The following is a 16,642-nucleotide window of genomic DNA, read 5'->3' as shown; positions in this document are numbered from 1 at the left end:
ACGAATATTATTCCTCGCGCAGCACTACGGCGGGGTCGATGCGGGTGGCGCGGTGGACTGGCGGAATGGATGCGATGACGGCGACCAGTGCGGCCAGAACCACCGAGCCGGCGGCCAGCCACCAGTTGAAGCTGATGGAGCGGCTGAACACGGCCACGCACAGCCATTGCGCGAGGCCATAACCAATCGCCGTACCCAATAGACCGCCAATCAGGCCATACATGGCCGATTCCACATAGAATTCAATGCCAATGGCCGCGGAGCTGGCGCCAAGTGCCTTGCGCAAGCCGATTTCGTTGCGGCGCTGGGAGACAATAGAGCTGATCGTGGTGCCCACGCCCACAAGGGTGAGTACCAGCACCACCAGCGACACAATCCAGAACAGGGTCTGCAGCATCGTGATGATGCGCGTATCGGACGAGGTGATCTTGGTGACCGGTTGGGCCTTGACGTGCATCGAGGTCATGGCATTAATGCTCTTGACCAACGCGTTCAGATCTTCAGTGCCGGCCGAGTATTCGATGACATCCACACCGCGCGTGGCGCCGGTGAGCTTGGTGACATCATCGTTGGTGGCGTAGATGATGGAGTCCTCACTGCCGCCCGTGTCAACGATGCCGGAGACGCGGAATTCGGTGCCGGAGGTATCCATGATGTCGCTGGAGACGCGGCCATCCTGGGTTTGCTGGCCGGAGGTCGCTCCCTCAGTCCCCGCATTCGCAGAGCCAGTGCCTTCATCAGAGGAAGACGAGGATGAGGACCCACTATTTGTCGAAGCAGACGTGGACGTGTTGTCGGAGGCACGGTAGCCGATGGTGATACGGCCGCCGACTTCGAGGCCCATCGCATCGGCCACATCGCGGCCAATCAGCACTTTGCCCGCGGACGGCCATTTACCGTCCACCACCCAGTGATGGTTGAGGTTACGTACCTCAGTGGTATCGATGCCGGCCATCACATAAGGCGCGGCGTTCACGCGCACGTTCTCATAACGGTAGGTGGCGTGCTTCTCGGAGCCTTTGGTAGCCACCATTTCAGTGGTGTGCTCGACCATGGCCGAGTCGATGCCGGCTTTGCCATCCGCGCCGGATGCGGTAGGCGTCACAATCAGATTCGCACCATAAGCGCGCATTTCCTCGTTCATCTGTTGTGGCACGGCGATACAAATCATGGCCAGGCAGAACAACGTGGCAGCGCCTACCAGAGAGGCCACCACAGCCATCACTGCACGCGAGCGGCGACGGAACACCGCGCTGAACAGCATTCTGAAGAACATGCCGGTGTTCGTCATCGGCACTCTCCTTTCACAACACAGCGGAACTCAGCGACCATGGAGCACCTCCGCAGGCTTCAGGCTCAGAATCGAGCGAATCGACGAAGCGGAAGCCAGCAGCACGGTCACCGCAAGCAATACGAATACGAGCACAAACACCATCGGACGCATTGTGATGCCCGAGCCAAACACCACATGGCCGATCAGCTGCGCCACACCTGAACCGAGGCCGGCACCGACCACAGCGCCCAGCAATGAGATTGCCGCAGTCTCAGCCATCATCAGGCGCGATACCGCACCATCCGTAGCACCAATGGCCTTGAGCAACGCCAGCTCAGCCGACCGCTCGCCAATCGAAGCGACCATCAAATTGGCCACAGCCACAGCCGCCGCAATCAGACTCAATACTGTCATCAGAATCATCACAGCCTGCGTCTTCTGCAGCACATTGCCCTGCAGTGCCGCCACCTGGCGCACCTGCTTGGCCACGGCACCTGGAATCACTTCTTCGATCTGGTAGGCAATCGAGCTGGGGTAAGCGGTGCAGTACCAGGTTTCCCATTCGTCCTGGCTCAGCGCGGCCGGATTCTTGGCGGCCTTGCGAGCCAGATCATTTTCCGGCGTGGTCAGCGCCTTGACTTCGATCTTGTTCACCGAGTCCGGCAGGTTCACCAGCGACTGCAGCTGATCGGAGGAGACGTACATCGCACTGTTGTCGTCATCGCCGGAATCGTAGACGCCGACGATCTTGAAGTCGATGGACTTATCGCCGCGCATCAGCGATACCGTTCCGCCGACCTGCACCGCGGCCTCATCCTCGTGGGACTGTCCGGCGTTCACACCGAGCGACTTGGCGAGGTCCTTGCCGATGATGGCTTCCTTGGTGCCGTCCTTCGGCCAGTGGCCTTGCAGCTGCCACCATGAGCGCATGCCTTCAACACCCACCACGGTGGTCTCGCCGGAGGGCAACTTGAGTTTCTTGTTGAACCAGGTGCCCACCACAGGAACGTTCTTCTTCGTGGGGTAGTCGGCAAGGCTTACGGACCAGCCGTCGCCCTCAGTCACCGGTTTGGTGTTGATGGCGGTGACGTGCTGGTTCAGCTCAGGCGCGAAGTTCGTGATGTTGAACGCCCAGAAGATCGTCTTGATTTTGGCGGCATCCGATTCCTTCAGGAACGAGGTCGGATCGCTGGCCGAGGCGGAGCCGCCGGAAGTGCCGGCGTCGCCGCCCTCGGTGTTGTAGAGGTCGGAGACCACGGCGTCGGACTTCGGCTGCACGGTGATGTTCGAACCGTAGGTGGAGAGTTCGGCGTTGAGCTTGTCACCCACGTCGAACACCACGCCCAGCATCGAGACGCTGACCGTGGCGGACAGGCACACGGTGAGCGCGATGAGCAGGCGTCTGCGCAGCTGGCGTGTGAACGACCGCGCAATCATTCGCAGAAAGAACATGAGTATTGCCTCCTGCCCTGATTACTGGAAGTGGACGCTCAGGGCATCCAGATCCGTGGTTTGGATAGTGATTTTGCCGTTGCCGGTCTTGTAGGGGAATGGGATCGGGTTGCATCCGCCCTTGAAGCCGATGGTCGCCAGGTTGATGGCCACCTCGCACTTCTTGCAGATGATCTTGCCATTCTTCTCGTAGTAGCCGGCATCGCCGCAGTTCTCGCAGGCGTCCAGGCCGATGCCGTATGCGCCGCCGTTCTTGCGGATGATGATGAAGCGCATCACGGTGCCGTCTTTGGCCTTGTACTCGAAGCGATGCAGATGGCCGTCCTCCACTTGGGTGAACGGGATCGTGGCCACGCCGTCCTTCAAGGAGTAGGACTCGGGCGGCGAGAGCGTAATGGTCTGATGGGTGGCGGCCACACCCACGGTCAGTGTTGCAGTCACGCCGATGGCGGCGATAAGACTCCACACGGCTGCTGCGATGGCGTGGCGGCGGAATGCCTTATGACGGCGCAAGGTGGCTTCGTTCGCACCGGGCACATCGTGGGTCTTCATACGGAAGCCGGCCACCACGGAAGCCACGGCGGGAATCAGGAACACCAGTGCCTGGGCCATGATCATCGCGGAATTATGGTTGATTGACCAGGCCAGGGCCACGAACATCGTGTGGTTCATCGGGAAGCCGCGCGCCTGCAGGATCTGCGCAAGGCCGGTGAAGTGTTGAATCAGCAGGATGGCCATCATGGCCACGACGGCCACGGTGAATGCCGCGCGCACGGCGGTGGTGCGCATCGTGCGGAAGATGGCGGCCACGATAATCGACATGGCCACGCCAAGCAGGAAGCCGAGCGCGCGCAGCAGCATGGCCGAGGTGAACGCGGTCTCACCCGGTTCGACCCAGATGGTGAGCTGCAGAATCACGTCCGGCAGCGCGTAGAACACCGTGAGCGCGATCTGCACGGCGGCCACGGCGTTGGCAATATGCATCCAGAGTGCATGCTTGGCCCAATTATGGGTGATGAGATGCGCGCACAGCACCACGGCGAGAGCGAGCACATCGATGATGACGGCGACCATCAGCACCGGGTAGTTGATGAAGGTGCGCTGGTTGATGACTGCGGTGGCTCTCAGGGCTGCGAACACGATGGCGGCAACAATGCCGATACCGAGCCCCCAGAGACGCCAGTAGGCGCTCAGTGGCTTATCGCGGCCCTCGCCCACCGTGAGCATCACGCTCAGGCACATGACCAGCAACGCTGGGGCCAGCGTCCCCGGCATCACCGCAACGAATTGTTCCAGCATTCGCGCCCTTTCTTAGATATCTATAAGTTAAGTCCCACAAAACAGCGAAAGCTCCCCTCGGGCTGAGGGGAGCGATTTCGCTACATGATGTGGCTCACCATTGACGCGGAGTGTAATCCCAGTTGTCGAAGGTGACTTCGATCGGCTCGGTCCAGAAGTGGCCCTTGACGCCGGTCTCAGGATCGACGTGGAGCATCCAGCCCTTGGCGGCCGGGGACTCGATGGAGAGCTTGAGCTGGTAGGTGCCAGCCTTGTCGAGCTTCACGTTAGCACCGTAGTGCGGGCCATCGGAAGCGTTCATCTGCATGAAAGTACCGGAGGTGGCGGTGCCGCCCTCGACTTCCTTGCCGGTGGACTTGTCGATGATGGTGTAGTTCACGGTCAGGTCCGGGATGAAGTCGCCCTTGCCGTAGCCGAGCTCGGTGCCTTTCTCGTTGGCGTGGATGTCGGCCTCGAGGTGGAAGGAGGCGTCCGCGGCCTTGAGGCCCATGGAAGCCGGCTCCATATCGATCGGCTGGAAGTACACAGCACCCACGGTCAGCGGGCCAGCTTCCTGATCCTGCTCTTCAGCAGTGCCGGACGGGCCAACCGGAACCTCTTCGAAGCCGGCGCCGGCATCAGAGGAGGTGTCGGACTTGGCGGAGTCGGAGGGCTGGGAGGAGGAGTCGCTCTTGGTGTCGGAGGCGGTGTTGGTGGAACCGCAGGCGGCCATAGACACAGTCATAGTGCCGGCGAGCAACAGGCCAAGCAGAGCGGCCAGTTTCTTGTTCTTCATCATTTCTCTATTCCTTTTCTCTGGTGAATTTTGCATTCACATGTTGTTATTAAGTTATTGATGGGCGCGGCTCGGATTGGAATCGAATCCAAGGCCGTGCCGCAAGTCTGTAGTTATGTTGGTAGTCGCTTACTTCTACTTCGCAGCCGGAGTTTCGGCAACCGCGGCCGAAGCCTTGAGCTTGCGCTGCTTGATGAAGCCAACCACGAACAGTGCAATCACTGCGATGGCGGCGACCACCTGGGCCACAATGCATTCGACGTATGGGTAGAAGCCGAGCCAGTCGTTGGTGGGCACGCCCTGCAGGTAGTTGGCAGGCAGCGCGTCGCCTTCAATCAGCGCGTGCACGCCGCCGCCGGCGAAGACGACTACCAGCACGGACATCAGAATCGAGGTGACCAGGAAGAACGGACCGATTGGAATCTTCACCGAGGTGAAGCGGATGATCAGGAAGATGATCACCAACACCACGGCCGCAGCAATACCACCGATCCACATGCCTTGCGAATCCTGGCTCATCGAGTAGATGGACTGGTAGAAGATCACGGTTTCAGCGCCCTCACGGAACACGGCGAGGAAGCTCAGCATAGCGAGGGACACAATCGTGCCGAATGCCACCTTTTCACCGGCCTCAACCTGTGAGGAGACAGACTTGACGGCAGCTTCGGTCTTGTTCTTGATGTAGCGGTTCCATGCTTCCACGGAAGACTTGTTGAGCATCCAGTTGCTGGTCCACAGCAGCATGCCCATGGCGATCAGTGCACAGATACCTTCCATGATTTCCTGCTGCGGGCCGGAGCCGCCAAACAGCAAGGTGAAGATTACGGCGATAATGCCGGAGCCGGCGAGACCGGCGAGCACACCCACGTAAATCCACTTGGTGAAGCGCTTGTTGCCGGACTTGACGAGGTAGGCCACCACAGCAGCCACCACGAGCAAGGCCTCAAGACCCTCACGAATCAGAATCAGGAACGCCTGACCGACCGCGCTGGTGATGAACTTGGTGAAGCCACCCTCCTTATCAGCCGCTCCACCGTCAAGGATGCCGGCATCCTTAACCAGCATGGCCTTCAGATCGTCAATCAGTTTCTTGGTGTCTTTCAGGGATGCACCGGTGTTCATGGACTTGCGGCACATCTTGAACTGGTATTCCACCTGCGAGACGCGGTTGCCGCTGATTGCGTTCATCACGTTCTTCTCGAAGCCGAGCTTTTCGTAGTACTGGTAGTAGGCGTTGTTCACCAGCGTGGCGCCCTTGGCGCCGTCGCCGGCCGCGTACGCCTTGTATGCATTGTCGAGAATCGGGGTCATCTCGTTGGCCACGTCGGTCCATGAGCGATTGCCCTTGCCCGGGTTCTTCTTTTTCTTGGCGTCGAGTTCCTTGCGCTCCTTGGCCAGCTGCTTCTGCAGGGCTTCGGCGTAGGCCTTCGGCTTGGCAAGCGACGTATTGGCATCAAGCTGCTGGGCCGTGGCGTCAAGGTCGGCGGTCAGCGCATCGAGCTGCTGGGACAGCTGATCATCATTGCCGGACGTGTACGAGAGGTTCTGAATGCTTTGGAATGCCTGCTGCTGAGCGAGCTGCTTGTCCGCGCCGATGGTGTCGTGCACCACGGCGGTGAAGTTCGAGGCCACATAAATCTGGTTGTAGGCAGACATAAAGGCGGACGTGGAACCGGCGGTATTGCCGTCCTTGTAGGTCTTCTGACCTTCCTTCAGCTGCTTATCCATCGCCTTGGAAACGTCAGCCCAAGTGGCGTAATCCACGCTGCTGGACGAGCTGGAAGTGGTGCTGCTGTCGGCGAATGCCTGCGGCACAGCCACCACAGCGGGAGCGACAGTAGCGATGACCAATGCGAACAGGAAAGCAACTGCAGCCAGAACGCGCAGCTCAATCACACTGTGATGTGCAGTGGATTGCGCAGCAGATTGCATGCGGGCGCGACGAACCATGCCTTATTCCTCTCTCTGAGCACGGTTTAAGAACCAAAACCAACTTCACAAACTACAGAAAAAACTTTTTGAAGAACAGTCTTGATTTTTTGAAACAAGAGAGGTAGTAGGAGTGATTTTTGAGGTGATTATTAGCGTAATTCATCTCAGTATTTGACCATCGACCGCTCAGCACAGTTTTGCTTCCCGCATTGTGGGCGGCTTATTGCGGGGTCTTTGCGCCCGGCACAGCAATCGTCAACGATGGCTCAAGGGCAGTGCGACAAACAACGGCAGCGTGAAATACACCGGAATCGGATACCAGAACAGCGCCTCGGGCGAGGCGTAGAGCGACAGTACCGTGAACGCCAGCAGACCATAGACGGCGAGCGCCTGAGCCGGTGCGAACCCAGCAGCCAGCTGACCAGGATCGCCGAACCGCCTGCCACCATGACCACCTCCGGCCACGCCTGCCAGCAACGCGCTGCTCTCGCCATCCTCTCTCACACGCTTCTTCCGCCGAATCGTCTGCATTACCAGTGCAACACCCAGGCCGAGCGGCATCCAAGTCACATACAAAGCCATCGCAGTCAGTGGATTGTCCGCGCGCACCCAGCGATGGATGAATCGCAGCGCATCATGCTTCCACTGCGGTTTGTTCGACGTTCCCATGAGCGGAGCGAGATCGTGCTTGATGGCGTGCAGCCGCCGCGAGGCACTCGCCTCCGCCGGCAAAAACGATGCCCATTGCCTCAGATATCCGGGCGCGAACAGGTAGTCGGAATCAGTTGGATAGGCGAAGTTCCGCGACGGATCCCACCAACCGCGCATTACACCGGCATAGGCCTTTACGTATTCGCCGGGGTTGGCGGCACCGAGCTGAACCCATGTTGCAAGCGCTGCAACTTTCTGCTGTGCGTTTGGCGCTGGATGTCCAGGCTCCGATTTGGTGTACAGGGTTTCAAACGTTTCGTTGGTGCGGTTGGGGTTGATGTTAGAAACCGCCTTATCCAAATCCATGATCGCGTTGAGACTGCTGCACTGGGCCGGGCTGATGGCTATTGGATTATCGTGTGCGACTTGGGCGACCGGCTGAGTGATTAACCCCCATACTTCGCGTCCAGGCGAATGGTTGGCTTGCGTTACGGCAGCGGCGAGCGGCGACCAGATAGCTTGGACCAGCAGGACGGCGATGGCAAGGCAGGCGAACGCGCGGAGTCGAAAACCTTTGCGACACGCAATAATCATGCCGACACCAGCGCACAGCACGATCAGCAATGCCGTTCGCTTGGACGCGATGGCGGCGAACATCAGCACAGTGAAGACTACGGCCACCGGGATGCTGCGTAGCAGTGTGCCTTTCGTACGGCACACTTCCGCGAATATCACAGCCAGCGGCAGGAAGAACACCGTATGCAGCGAATCCTTGCCCATGGTGGCAATGGAACCGACTACTACGTAACTCGTTGCGAGATAGATGAAACTTAGCACCCGCAGCCAGCGCGGGGCACCAATTTTGCGAAGATAGCACAGCAGGAATGCGCTACCGGCGGCGAGCGCCGCGGCTTGAACAATGGTGTAGATGGCCTGTCCGGCGAGCGGTGTGCCGAACAGCGCACGACCGGTGTCCCAGAAAAGTTTGAAGATCAGCGTATCGAACAGCGGATGCTGCGTGTAGTAGTGGTGGAGACCTGAGGCTTGGAGGTATTGCGCGAGGGTATCGTCGCGCATCGCGCCGGGCCAAGTAAGAATGAGCCATGGAAGCCAAGCAAGTGCAATCAGAATGAAGTATGGCGCGAATCGAGCATGAAGCGCGGTTTTGAAAGAGGAAAGGTTACGGGCGGCCAACCACTGGCGCAACCTCACGAGTTCGAATCTCGTATCCTCCGCCAACAATTTCACGCCGCTACCGCGAACATACTCATCACTTTGCGTGTCTCCTCGCATGGTTGTCTAGCCTAGGTTGACTGCACACGAATGCAGCGTTACTTATCAAGAATTCATACGTCGGTCTGAATGTGTTTACAGACGCGACACGCCGAACATGCATTTTCTCGCGAGCTATGGTAGCTTATTCGAGTTGCCTACGGAGCTTGCTTCTAGCAAACATCGCAGTGCATGGAGGATTCGCCTAGTGGTCTATGGCGCACGCTTGGAAAGCGTGTTGGTGTAACAGCCTCACGAGTTCGAATCTCGTATCCTCCGCCATCAGGGTTTTCAGAGAAATCTGAAAACCCTTTTTCTGTTCGTGCCGAATCACATCCGTTGCTGCGTTCCAGCCCAGACAGCTTGCCTCAGAGGGGACGCAAAGTGCAGCGCGAGGCGTATAGGCCGTAGTACCTTGAAGCACATGTGCCACAATCACATGTTTTCGCCGTTTTTGCGGCTGCGTGGCAAGACACCACTCCCGAGCATTCTCAGCGGCAACGCAGTTCCGCGAATATCCTTGCCACAACAATGCGTAGGACCCAACAACACGCTTTCGTGACATACGCGAATGGTACAAACGCGCAAAACAACCGACATCGCGCTCACGTGCACACAAATCACATTCCGTGCAAACAAATCACGCGCACGTGCACATATACAGCACTCATAGACCGGTTCAGGGTAACATGTCGATGTTGTCGCGCAGGTGTTCAATGAATCGTCTGGCCGCCAGGGGAAGCCTGCCTCGGTCGGCGTAGGCAATGGCGATAGTGCGGTCCACAGGCGGGTCAGTGGGACGCAAAGTGAGCCGGTAGTTGGTGCGGTGGAGGATGAGTTCGGCGAGGACGCTCACACCTAGACCGGCCTCGACCATGGTCATGATTGAGTAGTCGTCGTGGATGCGCAACCGCACATTCGGTTTGAGACCGACCGACGCGAATGCCTCCAGCGGCTCAGAGTAGTGCCCCTCCTCCAGCAGAATCATGGGTTCCTTGGCGAGCGCGGCCAATGGCACCCGATCGAGCGCAGCGAGCGGATGACCGTGCGGCAGGACGGCGAGCATGACACCTCGTTTGATGGTGACGGTCTGTACGTCGCGCGCGGCGGCGGGGTTGATGAATCCGAAGTCGATGGTGCCGTTGTGGATCCATTCCTGAATAGTGGTGTAGTCACCTTGATGCAGGACGAATCGCACGTTCGGGTGGCGTTGTTGGAATCCGCTGATGAGTCCGGGCAGCCAGTGGGCGGAGATGCTGGCGATGGTGCCCATACGTATCACGCCGGTGTCAAGGCCCAGGATCTCGTCGGTCCGTTCGCGGATGCGCAAACCGTCCTCTACGTAGCGTTCGATGAGCGGGTAAAGCTGGCGTCCCTCCTCGGTGAGTGTACATCCGCCGCGCTGCCGGTTGAGCAGGGTGACGTCGAGTTCCTTCTCCAGTGAGGCAATCATCTGGCTGACAGCCGATTGGCTGCATCGTAGTTCGTCTGCAGCCGCGGAGAAGCTGCCGTATTCGACGATGTGCCGCAGGGCGAGATACCGGTTGTCCATGATGCTCATCATAGACGATGCATAAGTATTACTTATGTAGTCATTAGCGAATTTGATTGTACTTATCGCATATGTCCGTCATACGATGGCCGCCATCGGACGCATCCCGCGCAGCCGGATTGTTCGGCATATGCACAGGAACGTCAGAAGGAAAGGAGCTCCCGATATGGCGTTGTTGCGTACGGCGTTCCGCGCCGCATTACCGCCCACGCTGCCGATCGCCGCCGGATTCCTGTTTTTCGGCGGATCCTATGGTCTGCTCATGCATGCCAAGGGATTCCCGATCGTGTACCCGCTGGCCATGGGCTACGTCATCTTCGCCGGTTCCATGGAATTCGTCACCGTGAACCTGCTGCTGTCCGCATTCGACCCGTGGGCCGCGTTCCTGCTGGCGATCATGGTCAACGCGCGCCATCTGTTCTACGGCCTGTCGATGCTGGACAGATTCCGCGGCCTGGGCTGGAAGAAGCCGTATCTGATCTTCACACTAATCGACGAAACGTTCGCCATCGATGCAAGCGTTCACGTTCCGACATCGGTCGACAAAGGATGGTTCATGGTGTTCGTTGCGACCCTCTGCCGCTCCTACTGGTTCGGCGGGATAACGCTGGGCTGGCTGGCCGGCGGCATATTGCCGTTCGACACGAAAGGCATCGAGTTCGTGCTCGCCGCCCTGTTCCTGTCGATTCTCCTCGGACAGTGGGATGACGATCGGGATCGGAAAAGGGACGATGGGATGCGCTCGCGTTCGGCGACGACGAATGTCATGGATTCGGCGCGACCTCATGTGCCCGCGCTGGTCGGTTTGCTGGTGCCCGCAGCCTGTCTGGCGCTGTTCGGCCCAGACCGGTTCATGATTCCGGCCATGACGCTGATGATGGTGGCGTTCCTGATGCTGCGCCCAAAATTGGAGGACGCAGGCGGCACGGACGCCGTCCTGAACGGGGAGACTCGATGATGACCATGACCACATGGCAGGCCGTTGCGACCATCGCGGCGGTCTCGTTGGGCACCATGCTCACCCGTTTTCTGCCGTTCATGTTGTTCCCCGATTCGCGTCGCCCACCCAAGACCGTGACCTATCTCGGCAGGGTGCTGCCGCATGCGATGACCGGCCTGTTGGTGGTGTACGCGCTCAAGGACGTGTCACTGTTCTCCGGATCCCATGGGGCGCCCGAGGCGATCGCGATCCTTACGATCACGCTGCTGCATCGGTGGCGTCACAGCATGTTGGTGTCCGTCGCTGGCGGAACCATCGTGTACATGATGCTCGTCCAGCTGGTGTTCGCGTGACGGGCTTGCGGCCCCACCCCGGGAGGGTTCATGACGACGGACATCCGACGGTAGACGGCGGAAGGAATGAGAGGTGGCTATGACTATGCGGCAGTACGTGGTGGATGCCTTCACGGATGAGGTGTTTAAGGGCAATCCGGCGGCAGTGTGTTTACCGGAGATGTGGCCGTCAGATGATTTGATGGCCAATATCGCGATGGAGAACCACTTCTCCGAGACCGCGTTCATCGTGCGCGAGCCGGAGGGCTGGCATCTACGTTGGTTCACTCCCGGCGGTGAAATCGACCTGTGCGGGCATGCGACGCTCGCCTCCGCGTATGTGCTGCTGCGGTTCGTGGAGCCAAATGCCGACATGGTGCGGTTCCGTACAATGAGTGGCATACTGACCGTGACCAGGCAGCGCAACAAAGACGGTCATGGTGCCGACGTGTTCACAATGGACTTCCCGACCTTCGAACTGCAGCCCATCCCGGTTACTGACGCGATGGAACGGGCGCTGGGTATCCGGCCAATCGAGGCGTGGCTCGGCCGCGACCTGCTGTGCGTGATGTCTGACGAAAGCACAGTGCGCGGGCTCGATCCCGATCAGGAACTGGTCAAGGAGTTGCCCGGCCTGCTAACCAACGTCACAGCTGCAGGCGGCGTGAACAGTGGCTTCGATTGCGTGTCCCGCTCGTTCGCACCGAAGCTTGCCGTCCCTGAGGACCCAGTCTGCGGTTCGGGCCACTGCCATATTCTGCCGTATTGGAGCAAACGCCTCGACAAGGTCTCACTTACCGCATATCAGGCATCGGCACGTGGCGGCATCATCCATGCCATGGTCTCCAGCGACCGCGTTAGCCTCGGCGGCAGCGCGGCGCTGTTCTCCATCGGAACCATCCTGCCCGATTGATGACGGCAGCATCTCCAAAGCCGTATTCGAGTGACGCTTACAACCAATTTCAGCAACGCGAAAAACTGCAAAAGCCCAGCTTCATTGTCTATCTCAGCCGGCAACACAAGAGCGATTTGCGTAATATGCGATTGCGTGTATTGTTGTGCAAGTTGCCTAGCGCATCAGTGCCCCGATAGCTCAGTGGTAGAGCACTTCCTTGGTAAGGAAGAGGTCGTGAGTCCAATTCTCACTCGGGGCTCTCTTCTTTCATTTTCCCCTTATCCACCCCAAGGCAGTATCTCGTTTACAAGGGGTTGATTTTCGAGTTTCGGAACATCTATCTGCGTTACAAGGGGTTCCTTAGTCGCATAACGTCTCATACAAACCGCATTACCGCTACGCTATTACGCCATTTTGAAGCAAGGTCTACTTTGCGAGGAACCCCTTGTAACGCAGATAGGCCTCCGGCTAAGACCAAATCAACCCCTTGTAACGCAGAAATCCGCGTCAGAAACGAACTACCAGCGCACGGAGATACGCTCGCCGACGTGCGCATTGGCAGGTGCGGCGACCGCTTCATCCACGATGGCGATGGCATAGTCGGCGTAGCTGATCGCGCTTTCGCCAGTCGACTCATTCACGCTGAATTCTTCGCCGGTCAGCGCATAGGCGCCCGTACGCGGACCGTCGGCGCGGAAGTCGGCTGCCGGCGATACGAAAGTCCACTTCACATCATCGCGTTCGCGCAGTTCAGCGAGTGCCTTGCCCTGTGCTTTGGCCAGCGGCTTGTACTCCTCCGGGAATCCTTCGGTATCGTACAGCTGCGTGGTGTGCTCCGGGTCGACATACAGGCTGCCTGCACCGCCGACCACAATCAGTCGCGTATCCGTGCCGGAGAGGATATCCGCGAGATGCTTGAGCGAAGCGGAGTGCAACGGCAATGATTCCGGCGCCCAGGTGCCGAACGCGTCAACGACCACATCGAAACCGGCAAGATCGGCGGCGGTCAGGTCGAAGAGATCCTTGGCGATGACATGCGGGGCGGCGGTTTTGTTGTCGCCGCGCACCGCGGCGGTCACGTCGAGGCCGCGATCGACGGCCTCCTGAACGATGAGTCGGCCGGACTTGCCGTTGGCGGCAACGACTGCGATGCGGTTGGTCATGGTATTGCTCCTTCATAATGTCTATCTGTGCCGGCGGTCTTGTGATTCCGCCGTTGAGACAGTACGATATTGGAGTACTTCCTCAAATGGAAGAAGGCACCCTAAAGTGCCATAGTTACCTAAAAGGAACTATTGGACAATTCCAACACTTTCCGGAGGATGATTCATGGTCGATATCAACACGCTCCCGGCGTGTCCCGTGGAGACGACGCTCACACTCATCTCTGATAAATGGAAAATCCTCATCGTCCGGGACCTACTGCCCGGCACCAAGCGCTTCAGCGAATTGCGCCGCTCAATCGGGCATATCTCCCAGAAAGTACTCACGGCAAACTTGCGGCAGATGGAAGCCGACGGACTGGTGCACCGCGAGGTCTACCCCGAAGTGCCGCCGCGCGTCGAATACTCGCTGACCGACACCGGCCGCAGTCTCAAAACCGTCATCGACGCCCTATGGAGCTGGGGCGAAGATTACAAAGCCAAGTTGGCAGCATAGCCAAGGCTGCCAACTCAGCAACCTACTTATTGTGATTACTTGCGCTTGCCCGCAGCAAACCTCACCGCGGTCACACTGGCGAGCGCCACAATGAACAACACCGTCAGCACCGGAATCAACGCCGCGTATCGATGCGCCTGATCTGGAGCGTACGTCACCACGAACGACGCCAGCTGGTTGCCGGACAGTCCGGCGAACGCCCATGCGCTCAGCGTCAACCCATGCGTGGTGGATACGGTTTTCGTGCCGAAATGCTGGTCCAACAGCACCGGCAACGTGGAGAAACCGCCACCGTAGCCGGCGTTGACCAGGAACAGCATGGCAAGCACAGCCCACAGCAGCGCGTTGTCGATGCTGCTGGTCACCACCTGCAGCACGCAGACGGCAATCGACATCACGAAAATCACCTGATATACGCTCTCGCGGCGCTTCAAGTGATCAGACAACGCGGAGAATCCCACGCGGCCAGCCGTGTTGAATACGGAATCCACCGCGAGCACCAGGCCGATCACGCCGGCAATCGCAGCGGCAAACGACGAAGCCTCCAGTGACGCATACTGCGGCAAGGCCTGCAGCACATCGTGGAGAATGTCCTTCTCCTGGCTAATCAGCGCCAAACCGCAGGTGATATTGATATAGAACGCAATCCAAATGCCCCAGAACACCGGCTTCTTCAAAATCGATGCGCGGCTGACGTGCGACGCCACCGGGTCATACGTCCAGCCGGCCGGGCGACGAATCAGCAGGAAGCCAACGAACATCATCACCGCGTACACCGCGGCGAGCACATAGAACATGCCGACGAGTCCCACGGCACCAATCAGCCATTCCATCGCCGGGCTGGCGAGCGCCTTGGAAAGGCCGAATCCGGCAACGGCCACGCCGGTGGCCAGCCCCTTGTTGTCCGCGAACCAGAGCATCAGGTTTTTGACCGGCGTCAGGTACCCCACACCGAGCCCCACGCCCATAATTGCGCCGTAGCACAGGAACACACCCGGCAGGAAGCCTAGAGCGATGCTTACACCGGTACCTGCAAAACCGACCACGAAGCAAATCATCGAAACCAACGCGGATTTCTTAATATCCTTCTCCACCATCGGCCCGGCGAACGCCGCCGACATGCCGAGGAAGAAGATCGCCAAAGAGAAGCCCCACTCCACCGAGGAAGCGCTGACATGCAGCTGATCGGCGATGAGCTGTTTGAACACGCTCCAGCAATAAACGGTACCGATTGGGATGTGAATCAGCAGTGCGGGAATGATTGCGCTAGTCCAACGATTTCCAGAGGGCTGCTCAACGGTGGCCATGCAGGCGGATCCTTTCGACTCTCGTACGATTCTCGTCAGTCGTACGGAATCAGCGACCCCGCAACGCAAACACCACATGATTCGTGTGCGTTTCCTCGGCGTCGTTGATTCCGTCGACGCCGACAAAACAGCACTGTACCGCCACTTCACTGGCAGCACGCACACGTCAATAGAGAACACACCATGATATTGTTCACATTCGGATCGCAGAGAAGGATTGCGCCACCGTATTGTGCAGAAAGATTGCACAGCATAGTCGTTCACCCGCAGCACCCCGAAACCACCGACCGAAGAAAGCCCCGAACATCATGACCTCACACCTTGCCGAAGCAGGACGCACGCTGATTCCCCGCAAGGATGACCGCTACGGCCTGCTTTCCCCGGCACTGGTCATCCTCACATTCGTCGCCGGCCTGGTGGATGCCTTGAGCTACCTGGCACTTGGGCACGTGTTCGTGGCCAATGTGACCGGCAATATCGTGTTCCTTGGTTTCGCTTTCGCCCACGCGCAAGGCTTCGTTTGGTGGACGTCAGCGCTTACGCTAGCCACGTTCATGGTCGGCGCATTCATCGGCGGGCGCATCATTCATTACTTTGGCAATAATCGCGCACGTCATCTGCTGGTATCTACTGCGATTCAGCTGGCGTTTGTAGTCGCCGCATTGATCGGCATCTATCTGCTCAATCAGTTCGCGCCCGAGCCCTCGATGGGTGGCACTGATGCTTCAGCCATCGCCCGCGCGGCGCAGCCCAGTCTGAACTTCCCCACCGCCAGGCATATTGACTTGCATATTATTCTGCTCATTGTGCTGCTTGCGCCAGCTATGGGCATTCAGAATTCCACTGCACGCAAACTCTCGGTGCCGGATCTGCCGACCACTGTGCTCACGATGACGCTGACCGGAATCATCGCCGATACGTCCGCGCATGGCCATGAACAGTCCAAACTTGGCCGACGGGCCATTGTGATGCTGGCTTTGGCGCTCGGTGCCTTGACCGGGGCTACACTGCAGACGCGCGGTCATGAAGACATGATTTTAATGGTGATGATCGCTTGCCTCATCGCAGTCATCGCCATGATGCTGCCTTATATCCATTCCGATGCCCGTTGGATAACCGACAGCAAATAATTATCGCAATATCCCACCAAACGTACGCCAAGCACTCCTTTGGCATACGTTTACTGTGGGTGTTCAGCACTCGATGCCGTATTCGGCGTACATGTAGGCGTCGTATTGACGTTCGCCGCCATAGTAGGTGTCGTTATGATGCGATTCCTGATGGTTGTTGTTCGACTGCATAA

General features: G+C 58.6%; 15 protein-coding genes and 2 tRNA genes. 8 read left to right on the top strand and 9 right to left on the bottom strand.

All coding sequences use genetic code 11. The annotated features are described in order from the left end of the window. Nucleotides 1-7: 7 nt before the first annotated feature. The 6 genes from F7D08_RS03395 to F7D08_RS03370 form a co-directional block, all read right to left on the bottom strand. Nucleotides 8-1,291: an ABC transporter permease gene (locus F7D08_RS03395; protein WP_152209274.1), complete on the bottom strand. Its 1,284-nt coding sequence runs from the start codon at nucleotides 1,289-1,291 to the stop codon at nucleotides 8-10. A 30-nt stretch (nucleotides 1,292-1,321) separates the two neighbouring features. After that, entirely contained in the window at nucleotides 1,322-2,725 is a 1,404-nt protein-coding gene (locus F7D08_RS03390; protein ID WP_152209273.1) for an ABC transporter permease, read from the bottom strand. A 21-nt stretch (nucleotides 2,726-2,746) separates the two neighbouring features. Next, nucleotides 2,747-4,024, bottom strand: coding sequence for a DUF2318 domain-containing protein (locus tag F7D08_RS03385; protein WP_152209272.1), 1,278 nt, complete (start codon nucleotides 4,022-4,024; stop codon nucleotides 2,747-2,749). A 94-nt stretch (nucleotides 4,025-4,118) separates the two neighbouring features. Beyond that, on the bottom strand, nucleotides 4,119-4,802 hold the full coding sequence (locus F7D08_RS03380; protein WP_152209271.1) for an iron transporter: 684 nt from the start codon (nucleotides 4,800-4,802) through the stop codon (nucleotides 4,119-4,121). A 132-nt stretch (nucleotides 4,803-4,934) separates the two neighbouring features. Continuing rightward, the gene (locus tag F7D08_RS03375; protein WP_152209270.1) at nucleotides 4,935-6,749 is read right to left on the bottom strand and encodes an FTR1 family iron permease; all 1,815 of its coding nucleotides are present in this window, start codon (nucleotides 6,747-6,749) and stop codon (nucleotides 4,935-4,937) included. A 237-nt stretch (nucleotides 6,750-6,986) separates the two neighbouring features. Beyond that, the gene (locus F7D08_RS03370; protein ID WP_152209269.1) at nucleotides 6,987-8,459 is read right to left on the bottom strand and encodes a DUF6020 family protein; all 1,473 of its coding nucleotides are present in this window, start codon (nucleotides 8,457-8,459) and stop codon (nucleotides 6,987-6,989) included. 389 nt (nucleotides 8,460-8,848) lie between these two features. On the opposite strand from F7D08_RS03370, the gene F7D08_RS03365 reads away from it, so the two are divergent. Then, nucleotides 8,849-8,936 (top strand) — tRNA-Ser (locus tag F7D08_RS03365). 397 nt (nucleotides 8,937-9,333) lie between these two features. Here the strand turns inward: F7D08_RS03365 and F7D08_RS03360 are convergent. Next, nucleotides 9,334-10,218 carry a LysR family transcriptional regulator gene (locus F7D08_RS03360; protein WP_152209268.1) on the bottom strand — a complete coding sequence of 295 codons (885 nt, stop codon included), beginning with the start codon at nucleotides 10,216-10,218 and terminating at the stop codon, nucleotides 9,334-9,336. 154 nt (nucleotides 10,219-10,372) lie between these two features. Here F7D08_RS03360 and F7D08_RS03355 point away from each other — a divergent pair, with 154 nt between their 5' ends. The 4 genes from F7D08_RS03355 to F7D08_RS03340 all read left to right on the top strand — a co-directional run bounded on the left by F7D08_RS03355 (nucleotide 10,373) and on the right by F7D08_RS03340 (nucleotide 12,632). Next, on the top strand, nucleotides 10,373-11,164 hold the full coding sequence (locus F7D08_RS03355) for an AzlC family ABC transporter permease (RefSeq protein WP_152209267.1): 792 nt from the start codon (nucleotides 10,373-10,375) through the stop codon (nucleotides 11,162-11,164). Next, on the top strand, nucleotides 11,164-11,499 hold the full coding sequence (locus tag F7D08_RS03350) for a branched-chain amino acid transporter permease (protein ID WP_152209332.1): 336 nt from the start codon (nucleotides 11,164-11,166) through the stop codon (nucleotides 11,497-11,499). Before F7D08_RS03355 ends, F7D08_RS03350 begins: the two co-directional genes overlap by 1 nt. Before the next feature lie 79 nt (nucleotides 11,500-11,578). Then, nucleotides 11,579-12,391 (top strand): PhzF family phenazine biosynthesis protein, encoded by an 813-nt coding sequence (locus F7D08_RS03345; RefSeq protein ID WP_226803290.1) that lies wholly within the window; start codon nucleotides 11,579-11,581, stop codon nucleotides 12,389-12,391. Between the two features lie 169 nt (nucleotides 12,392-12,560). After that, nucleotides 12,561-12,632, top strand: a tRNA-Thr gene (locus F7D08_RS03340). Nucleotides 12,633-12,891: 259 nt separating this feature from the next. On the opposite strand, the gene F7D08_RS03335 is transcribed toward F7D08_RS03340, so the two are convergent. Beyond that, a complete protein-coding gene (locus F7D08_RS03335) occupies nucleotides 12,892-13,536 on the bottom strand; it encodes an SDR family oxidoreductase (RefSeq protein ID WP_152209266.1) in 645 nt (214 codons plus the stop codon). 166 nt (nucleotides 13,537-13,702) lie between these two features. On the opposite strand from F7D08_RS03335, the gene F7D08_RS03330 reads away from it, so the two are divergent. Then, nucleotides 13,703-14,032, top strand: a complete 330-nt coding sequence (locus tag F7D08_RS03330; protein WP_152209265.1) for a winged helix-turn-helix transcriptional regulator — start codon at nucleotides 13,703-13,705, stop codon at nucleotides 14,030-14,032. A gap of 35 nt (nucleotides 14,033-14,067) precedes the next feature. On the opposite strand, the gene F7D08_RS03325 is transcribed toward F7D08_RS03330, so the two are convergent. Beyond that, nucleotides 14,068-15,339, bottom strand: coding sequence for an OFA family MFS transporter (locus tag F7D08_RS03325; RefSeq protein WP_152209264.1), 1,272 nt, complete (start codon nucleotides 15,337-15,339; stop codon nucleotides 14,068-14,070). Between F7D08_RS03325 and F7D08_RS03320 the strand changes: the two genes are divergently transcribed. Both F7D08_RS03320 and F7D08_RS03315 read left to right on the top strand, forming a co-directional pair. After that, nucleotides 15,338-15,526, top strand: a complete 189-nt coding sequence (locus tag F7D08_RS03320) for a hypothetical protein (RefSeq protein ID WP_152209263.1) — start codon at nucleotides 15,338-15,340, stop codon at nucleotides 15,524-15,526. The genes F7D08_RS03325 and F7D08_RS03320 overlap by 2 nt on opposite strands. Before the next feature lie 121 nt (nucleotides 15,527-15,647). Further along, nucleotides 15,648-16,469 carry a YoaK family protein gene (locus F7D08_RS03315; RefSeq protein ID WP_152209262.1) on the top strand — a complete coding sequence of 274 codons (822 nt, stop codon included), beginning with the start codon at nucleotides 15,648-15,650 and terminating at the stop codon, nucleotides 16,467-16,469. Nucleotides 16,470-16,642: the final 173 nt, after the last annotated feature.

The sequence above is a fragment of the Bifidobacterium cebidarum genome (assembly GCF_009193305.1).
Taxonomy (GTDB): Bacteria; Actinomycetota; Actinomycetes; order Actinomycetales; family Bifidobacteriaceae; genus Bifidobacterium; species Bifidobacterium cebidarum.
Note: the sequence above shows the minus strand (reverse complement) of the source record. Positions and strands in the feature narration are given on the sequence as shown.